A 17,053-nucleotide genomic window follows, 5' to 3' on the forward strand; every position below is an offset into this window, starting at 1 on the left:
CCGGTCCGCGTCAGCGCGCGACCGCTCGCCTGCCGCGGCGCCGGGCCCGGGGCAGCAGCACGGCCAGCACCGCGAGCCCGGCCAGCACCGCCACGGCGGCCCCGACGGCGTACGCCGCGACGACCAGGGCCCGCCGGTCGGACCGCACCGGGGCCGCGACGGTCACCGGCCGGGGTGCCGTCTCGGCCGGGCGGGTGCCGAGCTCCTCGGGCAGCACCGCCGTGACCGCGGCGTAGGCGTCCAGGACGCCGCCGGCGGTGCGGGCGGTGACGGTGAGCCGCCGCTTGACCTGCGCCGCGGTGAGATCGGGGTGGTACGCGCGCACCAGCGCGGCCGCTCCCGCCGCGAACGGCACCGCGTAGCCGGTGCCCCCGGCCGCCAGGTGCCCGGGGCCGCGCGGGCCGGTGCTGACGATCTCGGCGGCCGGGGCCAGCAGGTCCGCCGGGGCGGCGGTGTCGGCGACCGGGGCGCCCTGGGCGTCCATGCCGCCGACCGCCAGGACCAGGTCGAGCAGCCGCGGGTCCAGGGCCGGGTCGCCGTCCTGCGGGGCGAGGGCGGGCACGACCACCAGCGCGTCGTGGCGGGCCGCCTCCTGCACCGCGCTGAGCAGCTCGTCCCCGGCGCGCCACAGCGGCAGTGCCACGGCGATGACGTCTGCGCCCTGGGCGGCGGCGGTACGGATGCCGGCCGCGAGCTGGGCCTGCGGCGGGCGGCGGGACGCGTCGGCGGTGACCGCGACCGACAGCACGGTCGCCGCCGGTGCCAGGCCGGTGAAGCCGGCGCCGTCGGCGGGGGCCGCCGCGACGATCCCGGCGACGAAGGTGCCGTGCCCGGCGCAGTCGGTGCGCGTACCGGTGACCCGGCCCGCCAGCTGCGGCACCGCGTCCACGCCGGTGTCGACCACGGCGACGGTGACGCCGCCGCCCCGGGTCAGCGGCCAGATCCGCTGCGGGCCGAGCAGGTCCTGCGCCCACGGCACGCCCGGCCGGACCGTGGTCGCGGCGGGCAGGCACGGCCCGGCCCCGGCCGCGTACGCCGCCGGGGCCGGGGCCAGCACTGCGGCGGCGCCCGCGATCGCGGCGATCAGCCGAACCATCCGTTCACCCCGGTCTCGTCGGGCAGGCCCGGCGCCCGCCCCGCGCCGCAGGCTACGGGGGTGCCCGCGCCCCGGCATGGGCCCGCGGTCCTATTCGCGCACGTTGCCCGCCAGCCCCGGAGGAACCCTTGAACGACCGGGTCATCACCGTCTCCCCCACCCTGCCCGGCTGCCCGCGCACCATCGGCGACGCGCTGCACCTGGCCCAGCCGGGTGCGGTCATCACCGTGCAGGCCGGGACCTACCGGGAGTCGCTGCGGCTGCGGGTGCCGTGCACGATCACCGGCGAGGACGGCCCGGACTCGGTCGTGGTCACCGCGGCGGCGGGCAGCGCGCTGACCCTGGAGGCCGAGTCGGCCACCATCACCGGGATCACGTTCACCAGCTCCGATGCCGACCTGGCGACGGTCGACGTGCCGGTCGGGCGGCTGCGGCTGGAGGACTGCCGGATCCGGTCGACGGCGGCGGCCGCGGTGTACCTGCGCAACCGCGCCCATCTGGCGATGAGCCGCTGCGTGGTGGCCAACCCGAGCGGGGCCGGGCTGATCGCGGTGGAGCAGACGACCGCGCTGGTCGAGCACTGCGTGTTCCACCCGATCGGCACGTCCGGGGTGGTGCTGCGGTCCGGCGCCGATCCGGTGCTGCGCGACTGCGCCGTCAGCCAGACCGGCGGCAACGCCGTCGTGGCCACCGACGGCGCGCGCGGCACCCTGGAGCGCTGCACCATCAGCCGGGCCCAGGCGCCCGCGGTCGCCGTCGACAAGCTGAGCAGCACCGTGTTCCGGCAGCTGGCCATCACCGACACCGCCGACACCGGGGTGCTGGTGATGGGCGAGGCGCGCCCGGTGTTCGAGGACTGCACCGTCAGCGGCGCGGCCGGGGACGGGCTGCGGGTCGGGCCGGGCGGCGACGTCACCGTGGACCGGTGCCGCGTACACGGCAACGGCGGGGCCGGGTTGCTGCTGGACCCCGACAGCACGGCCCGGATCACCCGCACCGAGGTGTACGGCAACACCGGCGACGGCGTACGCGTCGAGACCGTCCGCCCGACCGTGCTCACCGGCTGCGCCGTGTACGACAACGGCGGGGCCGGGCTGCGGCACACCGGCGGCACCGACCTCGTCGTGACCGGGCTGGACAGCCGCGCCAACGGCGCGCCCGACTCGCCCCTGCCCGAAGGAGCCGCCATGGCCCCCGCCCCGGCCGCCACCCAGGCCACGGCGCCCGCGCCACCGCCGGTCCCGGCGGCCTCGGTCGATGCGCTGCTGGACGAGCTGCACGCGCTGGTCGGCCTGGCCGGGGTGAAGCAGGAGGTCAGCATGCTGGTCAACCTCCAGCTGCTGGCCCGCAGGCGGGAGGCGGCCGGGCTGCCCGCCCCGCCGATGAGCCGCCACCTGGTCTTCGCCGGGCCGCCCGGCACCGGCAAGACCACCATCGCGCGCCTGTACGCCCAGATCCTGCGCGCCCTGGGCGCGCTGCGGCAGGGCCACGTGGTGGAGGTGTCGCGGGCCGACCTGGTCGCGCAGATCATCGGCGGCACCGCGATCAAGACCACGGAGAAGTTCGAGTCGGCCCTGGGCGGGGTGCTGTTCGTCGACGAGGCGTACGCGCTGTCGGCCGACAGCGGCGGCGGCGCCGACTTCGGCCAGGAGGCGATCGACACCCTGGTGAAGCTGATGGAGGACCACCGCGACGACATCGTGGTGGTGGCGGCCGGCTACTCGCACGAGATGCGCACGTTCCTGGCGTCCAACCCGGGTCTGGCGTCGCGGTTCACCAAGACCATCGAGTTCGGCAACTACTCGGTGCCGGAGCTGGTGACCATCGTGGAGGACTTCTGCCGCCGCCACCGGTACACCCTGGACTACGGCACCAGCCAGACGCTGGCGGACCTGTTCGCGCGCATCCCCCGCGACGCGACGTTCGGCAACGGCCGCACCGCGCGCAAGGTCTTCGAGGAGGCGGTCGGGCGGCAGGCGCAGCGGCTGGCCAAGCTCGACGCGGTGTCCGGGCCGGAGCTGACCCGGCTGCTGCCGGAGGACATCGGGCCGCCGCCGACCGGCGGCATCCGCACCGGCGACGGGCAGCGCCCCGACCTCGGCGAGCTCCAGGCGCGGCTGGCCGCGATGGTGGGCCTGGACGACGTCAAGCGCGAGGTCGCCGACACGGTGAACCTGCTGTCCACGGCCCGCCGCCGGGTCGCGGCGGGGCTGCCGGTGCCGCCGCTGAGCCGCCATCTGGTCTTCTCCGGCGCCCCGGGCACCGGCAAGACCACCGTGGCGAGGCTGTACGGCCAGCTGCTCACCGCGCTCGGGGTGCTCGCCGGGGGCCAGCTCGTCGAGGTCACCCGCGCCGACCTGGTCGCCGAGTACGTCGGCCAGACCGCGCAGCGCACCCGGGAGGTGTTCGACCGGGCCCGGGGCGGGGTGCTGTTCATCGACGAGGCGTACACGCTGGCGCCCGGCGACCGCACCGGCGGCGACTTCGGCCGCGAGGCCGTCGACACGCTGATCAAGCTGATGGAGGACCACCGCGACGACGTGGTGGTGATCGCGGCCGGGTACGCCGACGAGATGGCGGCGTTCCTCGACGGCTACCCGGGGCTGGCCTCGCGCTTCTCCCGTACCGTCCACTTCGCCGACTACGGCCCCGAGCAGCTGGTCACGATCCTGGAGCAGCACGCGGCCGAGTCGGGGTACGCCCCGACGCTGGAGGCCAAGGCGCTGCTGCTGCGCCACGTCGAGCAGCTGCCGCGCGGCCGCGCGTTCGGCAACGGCCGGTACGCGCGCCGCCTGCTCGATTCGATGATCACCCGGCAGGCGGGCCGGGTGTGCCTGATCGCCGACCCGACCGTCGAGGAGCTGTCCACCCTGCTGCCGGAGGACTTCGTCCCGCTGCACTGACCGGGTCAGGTCCCCGGCGGGCCGGGCGGGTCGTCGAGGAACTCCCCGCTCGGGGCGAAGAACAGGCTGCCGGTGACCGGGGTGGAGAAGTCCAGGATGCGGTCGTGGCCCGAGGTCCCGTCGCCGCGGAACATCCGGTCCAGCATCCGCTCGGTCACCGTCGGCGTGCGGGAGTAGCCGATGAAGTACGTGCCGAACTCGCCGTGCCCGGCCGACCCGAACGGCATGTTGTCGCGCAGGATCTGCCGCTCGGTGCCGTCGGGGTCGACGATGGTGGTCAGCGCGACGTGGGAGTCGGCGGCCTTGGCGGCGTCGTCGATCTCGATGTTGGCCAGCTTGGTGCGCCCGATCGCCCGCTCCTGCGCCTCGGTGGACAGCGCGTTCCACGCGTCGAGGTCGTGCAGGTACTTCTGCACGATCACGTAGCTGCCGCCCGCGAACGGCGGGTCCTCCGGCCCGACCACGACGGCGTCGCGGGCGTCCGGGCCGACCGGGTTCTCGGTGCCGTCGACGAAGCCGAGCAGGTCGCGGACGTCGAAGTACTTGAAGCCGTACACCTCGTCGACGACGGTCACCGCCGGGCGGAGCCGTTTCATGATCTCGGCGCCGAGCGCGAAGCACAGGTCCGGCCGCTGGGCGCGCAGGTGCAGCAACAGGTCGCCCGGGGTCGCCACGGCCCGGTGCACCGGCCCTGCCACCTCCCGGAACGGGTGCAGTTCGGCCGGGCGGGCGCCGCCGAACAGCCGGTCCCAGACCTGCGAGCCGATCCCGGCCACGCAGCTGAGGTCGCCGTCGGGCTCACGGAACCCGACCGAGCGCTGGAGACCGGACAGGTCGGGCAGCAGGTCGCGTACGGTCTGCTCACCGCCGGGGTCGACGGTCAGCACCAGGATGAGCGCGTCGCGGGTCAGCGGCCGCAGCACAGCCTCGGGGATTGCCGTCATTCGTGGTCCTCTCTGCGGGCCCGGCCGGTCACGCGGCCGGGCGGGGCGCGATCAGCACGGGGCAGCGGGCGTGGTGCAGCACCTGGTGGCTGACCGAACCCATCACGAGGCCGGTGAAACCGCCGCAGCCGCGGCCGCCGACGACGACGAGCTGGGCCTGCTCGGACAGCTCGACCAGGACCCGGGCCGGGCGGCCGCGCACGAGGTGCTCGCGTACGGTCACGTCCGGGTGCCGTTCGCGGACCGCTGCCAGCGCCCCGGCCAGGCTGCGGCCCTCGCGCTCGGCGACGACGGCGGTGGCGCGGTCCTGGCGCAGCAGCGCGGCACCGGTGGGCTCGGTCGGCGGCGCTCCGGGGCGGATGGCGCCCACCTGCACCCCGCCGACGTGGTCGCTGTCATCGTGCACGACCGCGCCGTGGTGCGGCTCGCCGCCCTGGACCGCGCCGTGGTGCGCGTCGTCGCGGTGCACCGCGCCGGGCACCGGTTCGTGCCCGTGGCCGGAGTGGCGGGTCCAGGTGTGCACCGCCAGCAGCTCGGCCTTGCGCAGCCGGGCCTCGCCGAACGCGGCCTCGATCGCGTTGGTGCTGTCCAGGGCGAGGTCCACGCCGACGACGACCGGGCCGCCGGGGTGCTCGGTGCCCCGGGCGACCAGCACCGGGGTGCGCCCGTGCTGGGTGCAGTGCACAGCGACCGACCCGACGAGCAGGCCGGTGAAGCCGCCCAGGCCCCGGTCGCCGATCACGAGCAGGCTGGCGTCCTTGGCCGCGTGCATCAGCACCGGAGCCGGCGCGCCGGTGATCAGCTCGGCGGTGACCGCCACGGCCGGGTCGACCGCGGCGGCAGCGGCGGCCGCGTCGGCGAGGGCGCGTTCGGCGTCGTGGCGCAGGCCGCCGGTGGCCGGGCCGGACTCCGACGGGCCGGTGTTGACGTTCATCAGCGGCCAGATGAACGCGTGCACCAGGTGCAGCGGCAGGTGCCGGGCGGCGGCCTCCTGGACGCCGAGCCGCACCGCCAGCAGTGCGGAGTCCGAGCCGTCGACGCCGACGACGACCGGGCCCGGCGGGTCGTCGTGCGTGCTCATCGCCGGCCCGGCCAGGTCCAGTCGGTGATCTCGGGCGCGTCGGTGCCGTAGGCCCGGGTGTAGTCGCGGGCGCGCTGGCGGGCGTCGGTCATCTGCTGGCGCAGCCCGGCGGCGGTGACCGCGAGTCCCGGCACCCGGTCGATCACGTCGATGACCAGCCGGAAGCGGTCCAGGTCGTTGAGCATCACCATGTCGAACGGCGTGGTGGTGGTGCCCTCCTCCTTGTACCCGCGTACATGGATGTTGTCGTGGTTGGCCCGCTGATAGGTGAGCCGGTGGATCAGCGACGGGTAGCCGTGGTAGGCGAAGACGACCGGCCGGTCGGTGGTGAAGATCGCGTCGAACTGCCGGTCGGGCAGGCCGTGCGGGTGCTCGGACTCCGGCTGGAGCCGCATCAGGTCCACCACGTTGACCACGCGGACCTTGAGTCCGGGCAGGTGGCGCTGCATCAGGTCGACCGCGGCCATGGTCTCCAGCGTCGGGACGTCCCCGGCGCAGGCCATGACGACGTCGGGCAGCGTCCCGGCGTCGTTGCCCGCCCAGTCCCAGATGCCCAGGCCGCGGCGGCAGTGCAGCGCGGCGTCGGCCATGGACAGCCAGGACGGCTGCGGCTGCTTGCCCGCCACCACGACGTTGACGTAGTGGCGGCTGCGCAGGCAGTGGTCCATGGTGGACAGCAGCGTGTTGGCGTCCGGTGGCAGGTACACCCGGATGACCTCGGCCTTCTTGTTGACCACGTGGTCGATGAAGCCGGGGTCCTGGTGGGAGAAGCCGTTGTGGTCCTGCCGCCACACGTGGCTGGACAGCAAGTACGTCAGCGACGCCACCGGCCGCCGCCACGGGATGGTCCGGGTCGTCTTGAGCCACTTGGCGTGCTGGTTGACCATCGAGTCGACCACGTGCGTGAACGCCTCGTAGCTGGTCAGCAGGCCGTGGCGGCCGGTGAGCAGGTAGCCCTCCAGCATGCCCTGGCACAGGTGCTCCGACAGCACCTCGATGACCCGGCCGGAGCGCGCCAGGTGGTCGTCGCCCGGGATGATGTCGGCCGAGAACACCCGGTCGGTCACCTCGAACACGGCGCCGAGCCGGTTGGAGTTCGCCTCGTCGGGGGCGAACAGCCGGAACCGGTCGGGGTTGGCCCGCATCACGTCGCGCAGCCAGGTCCCCAGCACCCGGGTGGCCTCGGCGCTGACGGCGCCGGGGGCCTCGACCGGCACCGCGTAGTTCGCGATGTCGGGCAGGACCAGGTCGCGCAGCAGCAGGCCGCCGTTGGTGTGGGGGTTGGCCGACATACGCCGGTCCCCCCGCGGTGCCAGCGGGTCCAGCAGCGCGGACGGGTGGCCGGTGGCGTCGAACAGCTCCTCCGGCCGGTACGACCGCAGCCAGCGCTCCAGCTCGGCCAGGTGTGCCGGGTTGTCGCGCACCTGCGCCAGCGGCACCTGGTGCGCGCGGAACGTGCCCTCCAACGTGACGCCGTCGACCTCCTTCGGCCCGGTCCAGCCCTTCGGCGTACGCAAAATGATCATCGGCCAGCGGGGCCGGGCGTCGCCCTCGCCGCGCCGGGCCCGGCGCTGGATCGACCTGATCTCGTCCAGGGCCCGGTCCAGGGCGTAGGCGAACTCGTGGTGGACCCGTTCGGGGTCGTCGCCGGAGACGAGGATCGGGCGGTAGCCGTAGCCGCGCATCAGCGACAGCAGGTCCTCCTCCGGGATGCGGGCCAGCACCGTCGGGTTGGCGATCTTGTATCCGTTGAGGTGCAGGATCGGCAGCACCGCGCCGTCGCTGAGCGGGCTGCAGAACGTGTTGCACAGCCAGCTGGCCGCCAGCGGCCCGGTCTCGGCCTCGCCGTCGCCCACCACGCACACGGCCAGCAGATCCGGGTTGTCCAGCACCGCGCCGTAGGCGTGCATGAGCGAGTAGCCGAGCTCGCCGCCCTCGTGGATGGAGCCGGGCACCTCGGGCGCGACGTGGCTGGGGATGCCGCCGGGGAAGGAGAACTGCCGGAACAGCCGGGCCATGCCCGCCTCGGACCGGTCGACGCTGGGGTACAGCTCGCTGTAGGTGCCCTCCAGCCAGGTGTTGGCCACGATCGCGGGGCCGCCGTGGCCGGGGCCGGTGACGTAGATGGCGTCGAGGTCGCGGGCGATGACGGCCCGGTTCAGGTGGGCCCAGATCAGGCTCAGGCCGGGGCTGGTCCCCCAGTGCCCGAGCAGCCGCGGCTTGATGTGCTCCGGGCGCAGCGGCTCGCGCAGCAGCGGATTGTCCATCAGGTAGATCTGGCCGACGGTGAGGTAGTTCGCCGCGCGCCACCAGGTGTCGATGCGGGTCAGGTCCTCATGGCTGAGGTGCACCACCCCCGCGGTGGTGTCGGTGCCGTGCGATTGCAGGGTCATATGACCGATCTTCGCCGGTTTAGACCCCGGTCCGCATGGAAAATGTCCGCCTCGTCGGCCTGAGATCCAGGCCGCCGCCTGCGCTTTTACGGCAATGTCCGAAATGCGAATTTGCCCGAGTATGCCGACCCGGCGCTATAGCGTGACGGGAAGGCCTGCCACTAGGAGGAGCGATGTCGGCTTCCAACCTGCCCGACGCCGAATCGGGTCCCGGCCCGGTCGACGTGGTGCTCAACATCAACGGACGCACCCACGTCGTACGCATCGAACCCAGGGTGAGCCTGCTGGACTGCCTGCGCGACGTCGTCGACCTCACCGGCACCAAGAAGGGCTGCAACCAGGGCGCCTGCGGCGCGTGCACGGTATGGGTGGACAAGCGCCGCGTCGTGTCCTGCCTGACGCTGGCCATCGCCTGCGAGGGCCGCGAGATCACCACCATCGAGGGCCTGGCCGAGAACGGGCACCTCCACCCCATGCAGAAGGCGTTCCTCAGCCACGACGCGTTCCAGTGCGGCTACTGCACCCCCGGCCAGATCATGTCCGCCGTCGCGCTGCTGGACGAGGGCCACGCCGACGACGACGCCGCGATCGGCGAGTGGATGAGCGGCAACATCTGCCGCTGCGCGGCGTACCCGAACATCCGCGCCGCCATCCGCGAGGTACGCGACGGGGTGCCGCATGCGGCCCGCTAGGTTCACACCGTTGGATAACCTGGCATCTACCAGTGAATTTGTCACACGGGATGCGCAGGGACGAGGGCTCCGCCAGGGAGCCCTACGCCTCCGAGCCGTGCATCACAATTTGCCAAGGCCCTACAGGGCCAGTACATAGGCGTTGACGAAGAACGTTTCGACCCGCGCCCAGTGAAGGTGACCCGCGAGCGCGGCGTCACCCTCGCGACCGAGGACTACGTGAAGATGCACCTTCCCGTCTTTGATCTCCCCGGTCCCCGTCAGCTCGAATGGCTGCCGATACTCAGTGAGGATGTCCTTGCTGGCGTCGTCGGCAGGCATGTTCGAGATGCAACACTCATCGACGGCACCGATGAGTGACACGACCGCCCCGTCCGTAACGCCACGCTCCGCGAGCTGAGTCGCGATGGTTTCCATGACTTCCTGCCCCGGCTGGACAGACACTAGAAGCATTGCTCTTCCTCATCAGGGGTTGACTGGGCTGACACCGGCCAGGAGTGCGGCCATAGTCCGAAGATTCTCCCGTGCGCTCTCTGTGTGGAGCGCAGACACAACGGCGGCCCGCACAGGTTCGTGTCCGGCAAGGCCCAGGTCATGCAACAGAACTGCGCTACACCACCGGGCAGCAGCATCGCGAGGGTTCCTCAGCTCGGCGGCCAGCTGGCCGGCGTACAGTTCGGGAGTCGTACCGTGGGCGTGCCGGTCAGTCAGCGACAGCGCCGCAGACCACGGAATCCCGAGGACCCGATGCGCGACGGCGGTCACGTAGAGCTGTCGCGCAGGCCGGTCAGCCCGCAACGCCGTGATCACGCCATCGGCGAGCGTAGGCGATGGCACCTTCGCCAGAATGCCAGCCGCGTTCACACGCAGGACAGGACTAGAGCCCGAGGTCATCCACGCAGACAAAGAGCGAGCGCTCGACCCGTCCTGCTCTACGAACTGGCGGATGACCTGGTCGGTAGCATGGCTGGTTTGCGCTGTGGCGAGCAGTGCCGGATTCGACACCGCGATACCCGCGTATACACGTGCCGCGATGTGGAAGTCGATCAGTCCCGCATGCGCGAAACGTACTTCGCCGGTCCCGCTCCGGATGATCTGAAGCTCGCGCAAGAGCTGCGCGGCCCCGGCACGGAGCTCGGTCGGGATCTCGCTTTCGTGGAGGTCTACGCGGTCGCGGTGCCACAGTTCCCAGCTGAGCCACTGCGCACAGGCGACGGCGTCGTCATTGACCCGCGCCTCCTCACCGTCCCCGAAGCTGCCGGCCAAGGTGGCACCGGCCAGCCTGAACGCATCTCGTCTGTGCACGTCGTCCACATTAAGGCTCGATAGATCATCCGGGGAAGCTTCGATCACACGGCCCGTCACTCGCTCATACAGGGCGACGAGCGCAGGCGTCACCTCACGCAGGCCACTCTCCACGCGGGAAAGATGCCCTGATGAGAGCCCACCTCGGTGGGCCACGACATCGAGAGTCATGTCCATCGCGCGACGGGCCGCGCGAAGGTCCCTGCCCGTAATCATCGATACCCCCGGCTTGCGGCAAGTTCTTTGCGGCACGCGTATCCAGTGACCGTCATCCCTGTGGCGAGTGACGCTCTTACCAGCGCGGGGCGGTCGTAGATCCGAGATCCGGCCGCCTCACGCCCAAGGCAGACGGTACGCCCGCCATGGGAGGGGATCAACGATGCTCACTACAGACACGGACATAGCCGCAGCCGCCGAGACGGCTGTGCTCGTGATCGCGACGCACGTCGACCACGGCGGCGTCTGCTGGGGATGTCTTATGGCCCCCGAGGGCACGAACAGTGTCGTCGTGTGGTTCCCGTGCTCGACCCGCGAATGGGCCGACCGCGTCACGGCGGCCCTCCGGTGACCGGCGACCGCCCGGCCTGGGCCACCGAGGACACGGCCGAGTACGCGCTCCCCCAGCGCATATCCGCGACGACCAGGCCGCGCCCCCGGTCGTAGTCCTGCCCGAGGTGGCATTTCTGCTTCAGCCGACGGACTGCCTCTCGACGATCAAGCAGGGCCTGCTCGACGAACTGGTAGCCGTCACTCCGGCACCACCGCCTATCCCAACCCTCCGAAGGAGTAACAACGTGCGACAGCTAACCGCTCGACTGAGCGCGATCGCCCTGCTGGCGATGCTTGTCCCGCTGCTCAACGGCCCGGCGTATGCCGGGCCGGCGAAGACCGAGGTACGGATGGAGATCCCGGCCGACGCTGTGCCGTTCGCGTATCTCGTAGCAGACAACGGCAAGCCGGTGGACTTCAGCATCCGCACGGAGAAGACGGCCTCCGGCAAGGCGGTCGTGTTCACCGTGTCGCCCCAGGTGATCACGTGTACCGCGTGGAGCGCCCCCAAGCCCACCTATTCCGGTAACCAGACCAGCCACACGATGCACTTCGGAATCTCCGCCACCTGTTCGGCGGCCATCTCCATCCGGCTGCGCGTCAGCCTGTGGAACGGCCCCACCTCGGACGACATCACCACCGTTCAGTACGGCGACGGGTGGAAGTACGTGACGGGCAGCGGTGGCGACAACCCGACGCGGAACTGCGTGGACTGGGGTTACTCGACGTGGTGGAAGCTGCTCGGGTACGCGGAGGCCGACAGCAACGGTGACATGCTCTACGAGCACTTCAATCCCTACCCCGGCGAGGCTGTAAGTTTGGAGGGGTGCGCGGACATCGTGTGAGGGTGCCATGAGCATATGGCTACCCGAGGGAGATCAGTCGGACGCTGAGATTCGTCTCGTCGTCGCCGCGTCTTCGGACCAGCGGCTCTACCTGGTCATAGAAGGCCCGGCCTATCCGCCCCCTCAGTCCCCCGATGACCAAGAGTGGCAGCCGGACATGAGGTCCGTCCGTGTCGCTACCGCATCGGGAATGGAACTGCCGGGGGGCAGCGGCGGGGACCACGGCAAGCTGGGGAAACGGCCGCGTACGTGGTTCGTGGACGCGACACTGCCTCCCGACCTGACAGAGTCTCTGACAGTCCAGCTCCTAGAGTCCGACGGCTCGGTTGCCTGGGAAGTGACAGCAGCGCCAGCGTAGTCCGAGAAGGCATCATCGCCGGCCCGGATGGCGCCCCATCCCTCCTACCGACCACCGAAGCTCTGAGATGAGCCCTCGGCACGCCGGATCGCACCCCGGCCGCCGAGGGCTCTTACACGCGCCAGATGATCTTCCGACGGAACTAACGCCGCTTCAGAGGGTCTCTAAATGTTGGCTGGCCTGCTCCCGAACTCGATACTTTCTACGCCGGAAAAGCCTGAAAGGCCGATATCCTCATACCTACGAACCCGGGCGGCATCGGGTACCGCTCGAACGGGGTGAGATGCACGTCCCGCTACGTGGCGGGCATGCCTCGCTCTCGCCCTCTCGCTTGTTGGACTGTCGGACGTACCGGCCGCGTGAATTACCTGGCCAGTGACCCAGGTCAGGGGGTGAAGCCATGGCGAGAAAGGTACACACCCAGAGCATGAGAGCCATTAGCTACAGCCGAGTGGCCGACGTCGCCACCGCGATCGCCACCGTCGCCGCCGACCCCGACGCCGCCTACCTGGCCGGCGGCACCACCAAGGTCGACATGCTGCGCATCTACGCCGAGCCGAGCCAGCGCCTGGTCGACATCAACGACCTGCCCATCAACCACATCGAGCTCCAGCCCGACGGCGCCGTACGCCTCGGCGCGCTGGCGCGCATGAACGACGTCGCCATGTCCCCGATCGTCTCCCAGCGCTACCCGCTGCTGGCCGAGGCGCTGATCCTGGGCGCGTCGGCGCAACTGCGCAACATGGCCTCGATGGGCGGCAACATGCTCCAGCGCACCCGCTGCTCGTACTTCCGCGACCACGAGGCGGCGTGCAACAAGCGCGAGCCGGGCGCGGGCTGCTCGGCGCTGGCCGGCGTCAACCGGGGCCACGCCGTGCTGGGCACCAGCGAGCACTGCATCGCCACCCACCCGTCGGACGCGGCCGTCGCGCTGACCGCACTGGACGCGATCATCCACGTGCAGAACCGCGACGGGCACCACGCGTACGCCGTCGACGACTTCTTCCTCGCCCCGGGCGAGACGCCCGAGCGCGAGCACCCGCTCGGCCACGGCGACCTGATCACCGCGATCGAGGTCCCGCCCCTGCCGGCGGCCCGCAACTCGCTGTACCTGAAGGTCCGCGACCGGGAGAGCTACGAGTTCGCGCTGGTGTCGGTCGCGCTGGCGCTGCGGGTCGAGGACGGCCGGGTCGCCGAGGTGCGCCTGGCGCTGGGCGGGGTGGCCACCAAGCCGTGGCGGGCCCGGCGCGCCGAGCACGCCCTGCTGGGCCGTCCGGCCACGCACGAGCACTTCCTGCACGCCGCCCGCGAGGAGATGGCCGACGCCGTGCCGCGGGCCATGAACGGTTTCAAGATCGAGCTGGCGCGGCGCACGATGGTCCGCGCGCTGGAGACCGTCACCGCGCGAGGGGCCACGCCGTGACCACCGCGATCGGACGCCCGCTCGACCGGGTCGACGGCCCGGCGAAGGTCACCGGCGCGGGCCGGTACTCCGCCGACGTGCCGCTGCCCGGCCTGGTCCACGCGGTGGTCGTCGGCGCGCGGATCCCGGCCGGGCGGATCATCTCGATCGAGACCCGCGCCGCCGAGCAGGCCGAAGGGGTGCTCGCGGTGCTCACCCACCTCAACCTGCCCAAGGGCGGGTCGGTCCCGCCGCTGATGCCGTCGCTGGCCGGGGCCGCCGCGACCGGGCAGACGTTCTTCCCGATGCAGGACGAGGTCGTCCACTACGCGGGCCAGCACATCGCCGTGGTCGTCGCCGACACCCTGGAGCGCGCCGAGCACGCCGCGACGCTGCTGCACGTCGACTACGCCGCCGCGCCGTTCGTCACCACGGTCGAGCAGGGGCGCGACCAGGCGTACGAGGCGCAGCGGATCTTCGGCGGGTTCCTGCCGGGCCGGGTCGAGCGCGGCGACGTGGCCGCCGGGCTGGCCCAGGCCGAGGTCACCGTCGAGCTGGGCTACCGGTACGCGGCCAACCACCACAATCCGATCGAGTGTTCGGCCACCACCGCGGTGTGGGAGGGCGACCGGCTCACCGTGTACGACGCCACCCAGGGTCCCAACGCCACCCTGCACACCCTGGCCGAACTCCTCAACGTCATGCCCTCGCACATCCGCGTGGTGACGAACTTCGTCGGCGGCAGCTTCGGCTGCAAGGCGATGATCTGGGACCACCCCGCGCTGGCCGCGCTGGCCGCCCGGCACGTGGGGCGGCCGGTGCGGCTGGCGCTGTCGCGCGAGCAGATGTTCAGCTCGGTCGGGCACCGCGAGGCGCAGGAGCAACAGCTGACCCTCGGCGCCGACGGGCAGGGGCGGCTCACGGCCATACGCCATCACAAGCTCTCCCCCACCTCGCACTTCGACGACTGGGCCGAGCCGTCGCTCGGGGTGGCGTCGCAGCTCTACGCCTGCCCGAACTACGAGGGCGTGTACCGGCTGATCCGGGCCAACACCATGACGCCGACGTTCACCCGCTGCCCCGGCGAGGCGTCGGGCATGTTCGCGCTGGAGACCGCGCTGGACGAGCTCGCCGACAAGCTCGGCCTGGACCCGCTGGAGATCCGGCTGCGCAACCACGCCGACACCAGCCCGGCCGGCGGCCCGTGGTCGAGCAAGAAGCTGCGCGAGTGCTATCAGCGCGGTGCGGAACTCGCTGGCTGGGAGCGGCGCGACCCGCGACCGGGCACCCTGCGCGACGGGAACACCCTGCTCGGCTGGGGCATGGCCACCAGCGCCTACCCGTGCTACCAGCCCGGCAACCCGCAGCGCGCCCGCGCCCGCCTCTACGCCGACGGCAGCGCCGTGGTGCAGGCCAGCATCTCCGACATCGGCACCGGCGCGGCCACCGCGATGACGCAGGTCGCCGCCGACGGCCTGGGCGTGCCGCTGGAGCGGGTCCGCTTCCAGTACGGCGACAGCGACCTGCCCAACACCGCCGCCGCGGTCGGCTCGGCCGGGGCCGGAATGGTCAGCGCCGCCGTGCACGTGGCGACCACGGCGCTGCGCGACCAGCTCGTCGCCCAGGCCGCCGCCGACCCGCGCTCGCCGCTGCACGGCGCCGACCCGCAGCACGTCGCGGTCACCGACGGCCGGATGTCACTGCGCGAGCGCCCCGACGTCGGCGAGACGTACGCCGCGCTGCTCCAGCGGGCGTTCATGGCCGACGCCGAGGCGGTGGGCACGTGGAACCCGCCGCCGGACACCAGCGCCGGGTCGATGACGTTCGGCGCCCAGTTCGCGCAGGTCGCCGTCGACCCCGACCTGGGGCTGGTCCGGGTCCGCAAGCTCATCGGCGTGTTCGACGCCGGGCGGATCCTCAACCGCAAGACCGCGCGCAGCCAGCTGATGGGCGGCATGATCTGGGGTATGAGCCACGCGCTGCTGGAGGGCACCCAGATGGGCCCCGACGGCCGCTGGGCCAACGCCAGCCTCGGCGAATACCTGGTGCCGGTCAACGCCGACGCGCCGGACGTGGTCATCGAGACGATCGAGTCGACCGACACGGTCGTGAACCCGCTGGGCGTCAAGGGGGTCGGTGAGGTCGGCATGGTCGGCACCGCCGCCGCGATCGCCAACGCGATCCACCACGCCACCGGCAGGCGGCTGCACAAGCTGCCGATCACCATCGAAGACCTGCTCTAGGCGGGGGCTGACGGTGTCGCCCTCGGTCGACCTGGAGCCGGTGTCGGTGCTGTTCACGTTCGATGTCGCGCCGGGCCGGGAGGTCGAGTTCGAGGACTGGCTGCGGACGGTCAACGCGGCGTCGTCGAAGTTCCCCGGGCACCAGGGCGTGACGTGGCTGCGCCCGGCCACTCCGGACCGGAACTACCACGCGGTGCTGCGGTTCGACAACGGCACGCACCTGAGCGCCTGGCTGACCTCGCCGCAACGCGCCGACTGCGTACGCCACCTCGACGGCATCGCCGAGGAGTCCGAGCCCCGCGAGACCACGACCGGGATGGAGACCTGGTTCAGCCTGCCCGGCCGCCCGGTGCTGCCGCCGCCGAAGTGGAAGATGGCGGTGGTGTCCTTCATCGGCGTGTATCCGCTGGTGGTGCTGTTCCAGCTGATCGGGGCGCCCCATGTCGCGGCGATGCCGCTGCCGCTGTTCCTGCGCGCGGCGGTCCTGCCGCTGATGCTGTCGCCCCTGCTCACGTACGCGGTGATGCCCCTGCTCAGCCGCCTGCTGCGCCGCTTCCTCTACTCCGGCTCCTGACCGCCGCGCGGGCGGCATGATCGCCGTCCTCGGTCGGAATCTGCGCCGATAGGCCATGATCTGACCGAGGACGGCGATCACCGGTGTGCTAGCGTCGCTTCGCGCCCCAGATGGGCCTACCCCCGGAGGTTCTGGCTACTTCAGCCGCCACGCCGAGATTGACGCGACTCAAGTGTCGTCTCGCGCGGGATCCGGGGCGTCGGTGCCCTCGGGGCTTCCTCATCGGTGCGGCTGATGGACGCTGTGCACTTCCGTACGGGTCTTCGGATCGACCGGAAGACGGTACGCATGTCAGTCACGTTCAACCACACCATCGTCGCCGCCAAGGACAAGCACGCCTCGGCCGCCTTCTACCGCGAGCTGTTCGGGCTGCCGGAGGCGCCCTCATGGGGGCTGTTCGTCAACGTGCTGCTGGACGGGGGTGTGCTGCTCCAGTTCGCCGAGCCGCCGGTGGACATCCAGATGCAGCACTACGCGTTCCTCGTCGACGACGAGCAGTTCGACCGGTGCCGCCGGTACGTCGAGAAGCAGGGCATCACGTATTGGGCCGACCCGCAGTTGCAGCGGCCGGGGCAGACCAATACCGAGCACGGTGGACGGGGGTTCTACTTCAAGGACCCGGCCGGGCACGCCATCGAGATCATCACGCGGCCGTACCTGTAACGGAT

The 17,053-nt window shown here is 71.7% G+C and carries 13 protein-coding genes; 7 read left to right on the plus strand and 6 right to left on the minus strand.

Going from position 1 to position 17,053, the window contains the following annotated elements; translation table 11 throughout:
• Positions 1-10 precede the first annotated feature (10 nt).
• The gene (locus Cs7R123_RS21290) at positions 11-1,096 is read right to left on the minus strand and encodes a S8 family serine peptidase (RefSeq protein ID WP_212829469.1); all 1,086 of its coding nucleotides are present in this window, start codon (positions 1,094-1,096) and stop codon (positions 11-13) included.
• A gap of 128 nt (positions 1,097-1,224) precedes the next feature.
• On the opposite strand from Cs7R123_RS21290, the gene Cs7R123_RS21295 reads away from it, so the two are divergent.
• On the plus strand, positions 1,225-3,999 hold the full coding sequence (locus Cs7R123_RS21295) for an AAA family ATPase (protein ID WP_212829470.1): 2,775 nt from the start codon (positions 1,225-1,227) through the stop codon (positions 3,997-3,999).
• Positions 4,000-4,004: 5 nt separating this feature from the next.
• On the opposite strand, the gene Cs7R123_RS21300 is transcribed toward Cs7R123_RS21295, so the two are convergent.
• The 3 genes from Cs7R123_RS21300 to Cs7R123_RS21310 are packed head-to-tail and all read right to left on the minus strand — an operon-like array spanning position 4,005 to position 8,417.
• Complete coding sequence (locus Cs7R123_RS21300) at positions 4,005-4,943, minus strand: Dyp-type peroxidase (RefSeq protein WP_212829471.1); 939 nt, start codon at positions 4,941-4,943, stop codon at positions 4,005-4,007.
• Between the two features lie 28 nt (positions 4,944-4,971).
• Positions 4,972-6,024: a universal stress protein gene (locus Cs7R123_RS21305; RefSeq protein WP_212829472.1), complete on the minus strand. Its 1,053-nt coding sequence runs from the start codon at positions 6,022-6,024 to the stop codon at positions 4,972-4,974.
• Positions 6,021-8,417 (minus strand): phosphoketolase, encoded by a 2,397-nt coding sequence (locus Cs7R123_RS21310; RefSeq protein ID WP_212829473.1) that lies wholly within the window; start codon positions 8,415-8,417, stop codon positions 6,021-6,023. The genes Cs7R123_RS21305 and Cs7R123_RS21310 overlap by 4 nt, the downstream gene beginning before the upstream one ends.
• Before the next feature lie 173 nt (positions 8,418-8,590).
• Here Cs7R123_RS21310 and Cs7R123_RS21315 point away from each other — a divergent pair, with 173 nt between their 5' ends.
• Positions 8,591-9,109 carry a (2Fe-2S)-binding protein gene (locus Cs7R123_RS21315; protein WP_212829474.1) on the plus strand — a complete coding sequence of 173 codons (519 nt, stop codon included), beginning with the start codon at positions 8,591-8,593 and terminating at the stop codon, positions 9,107-9,109.
• Positions 9,110-9,229: 120 nt separating this feature from the next.
• Here the strand turns inward: Cs7R123_RS21315 and Cs7R123_RS21320 are convergent, their stop codons facing one another.
• Positions 9,230-9,562, minus strand: coding sequence for a PCC domain-containing protein (locus Cs7R123_RS21320; protein WP_212829475.1), 333 nt, complete (start codon positions 9,560-9,562; stop codon positions 9,230-9,232).
• Positions 9,563-9,574: 12 nt separating this feature from the next.
• Positions 9,575-10,630, minus strand: coding sequence for a helix-turn-helix domain-containing protein (locus Cs7R123_RS21325; protein WP_374707008.1), 1,056 nt, complete (start codon positions 10,628-10,630; stop codon positions 9,575-9,577).
• A gap of 578 nt (positions 10,631-11,208) precedes the next feature.
• On the opposite strand from Cs7R123_RS21325, the gene Cs7R123_RS21330 reads away from it, so the two are divergent.
• From Cs7R123_RS21330 to Cs7R123_RS21350, 5 genes are all read left to right on the plus strand, one after another.
• Entirely contained in the window at positions 11,209-11,808 is a 600-nt protein-coding gene (locus Cs7R123_RS21330) for a hypothetical protein (RefSeq protein WP_212829477.1), read from the plus strand.
• Positions 11,809-12,593: 785 nt separating this feature from the next.
• On the plus strand, positions 12,594-13,589 hold the full coding sequence (locus tag Cs7R123_RS21335) for a xanthine dehydrogenase family protein subunit M (RefSeq protein WP_212829478.1): 996 nt from the start codon (positions 12,594-12,596) through the stop codon (positions 13,587-13,589).
• Positions 13,586-15,811 carry a xanthine dehydrogenase family protein molybdopterin-binding subunit gene (locus tag Cs7R123_RS21340; RefSeq protein ID WP_212829479.1) on the plus strand — a complete coding sequence of 742 codons (2,226 nt, stop codon included), beginning with the start codon at positions 13,586-13,588 and terminating at the stop codon, positions 15,809-15,811. Before Cs7R123_RS21335 ends, Cs7R123_RS21340 begins: the two co-directional genes overlap by 4 nt.
• A 13-nt stretch (positions 15,812-15,824) precedes the next feature.
• The gene (locus tag Cs7R123_RS21345) at positions 15,825-16,385 is read left to right on the plus strand and encodes an antibiotic biosynthesis monooxygenase (RefSeq protein WP_212829480.1); all 561 of its coding nucleotides are present in this window, start codon (positions 15,825-15,827) and stop codon (positions 16,383-16,385) included.
• 288 nt (positions 16,386-16,673) lie between these two features.
• A complete protein-coding gene (locus Cs7R123_RS21350) occupies positions 16,674-17,048 on the plus strand; it encodes a VOC family protein (RefSeq protein ID WP_212829481.1) in 375 nt (124 codons plus the stop codon).
• The last annotated feature ends 5 nt before the right edge of the window (positions 17,049-17,053 follow it).

Source organism: Catellatospora sp. TT07R-123 (assembly GCF_018327705.1).
In the GTDB taxonomy this organism is placed as follows: Bacteria; Actinomycetota; Actinomycetes; order Mycobacteriales; family Micromonosporaceae; genus Catellatospora.

Bases quoted from the DNA above. Each gene is read 5' to 3' on its own strand.
- Cs7R123_RS21290 (WP_212829469.1), bottom strand. From the start codon at position 1,096: ATGGTTCGGCTGATCGCCGCGATCGCGGGCGCCGCCGCAGTGCTGGCC.
- Cs7R123_RS21300 (WP_212829471.1), bottom strand. From the start codon at position 4,943: ATGACGGCAATCCCCGAGGCTGTGCTGCGGCCGCTGACCCGCGACGCG.
- Cs7R123_RS21305 (WP_212829472.1), bottom strand. From the start codon at position 6,024: ATGAGCACGCACGACGACCCGCCGGGCCCGGTCGTCGTCGGCGTCGAC.
- Cs7R123_RS21310 (WP_212829473.1), bottom strand. From the start codon at position 8,417: ATGACCCTGCAATCGCACGGCACCGACACCACCGCGGGGGTGGTGCAC.
- Cs7R123_RS21315 (WP_212829474.1), top strand. From the start codon at position 8,591: ATGTCGGCTTCCAACCTGCCCGACGCCGAATCGGGTCCCGGCCCGGTC.
- Cs7R123_RS21320 (WP_212829475.1), bottom strand. From the start codon at position 9,562: ATGCTTCTAGTGTCTGTCCAGCCGGGGCAGGAAGTCATGGAAACCATC.
- Cs7R123_RS21325 (WP_374707008.1), bottom strand. From the start codon at position 10,630: ATGATTACGGGCAGGGACCTTCGCGCGGCCCGTCGCGCGATGGACATG.
- Cs7R123_RS21335 (WP_212829478.1), top strand. From the start codon at position 12,594: ATGAGAGCCATTAGCTACAGCCGAGTGGCCGACGTCGCCACCGCGATC.
- Cs7R123_RS21350 (WP_212829481.1), top strand. From the start codon at position 16,674: ATGTCAGTCACGTTCAACCACACCATCGTCGCCGCCAAGGACAAGCAC.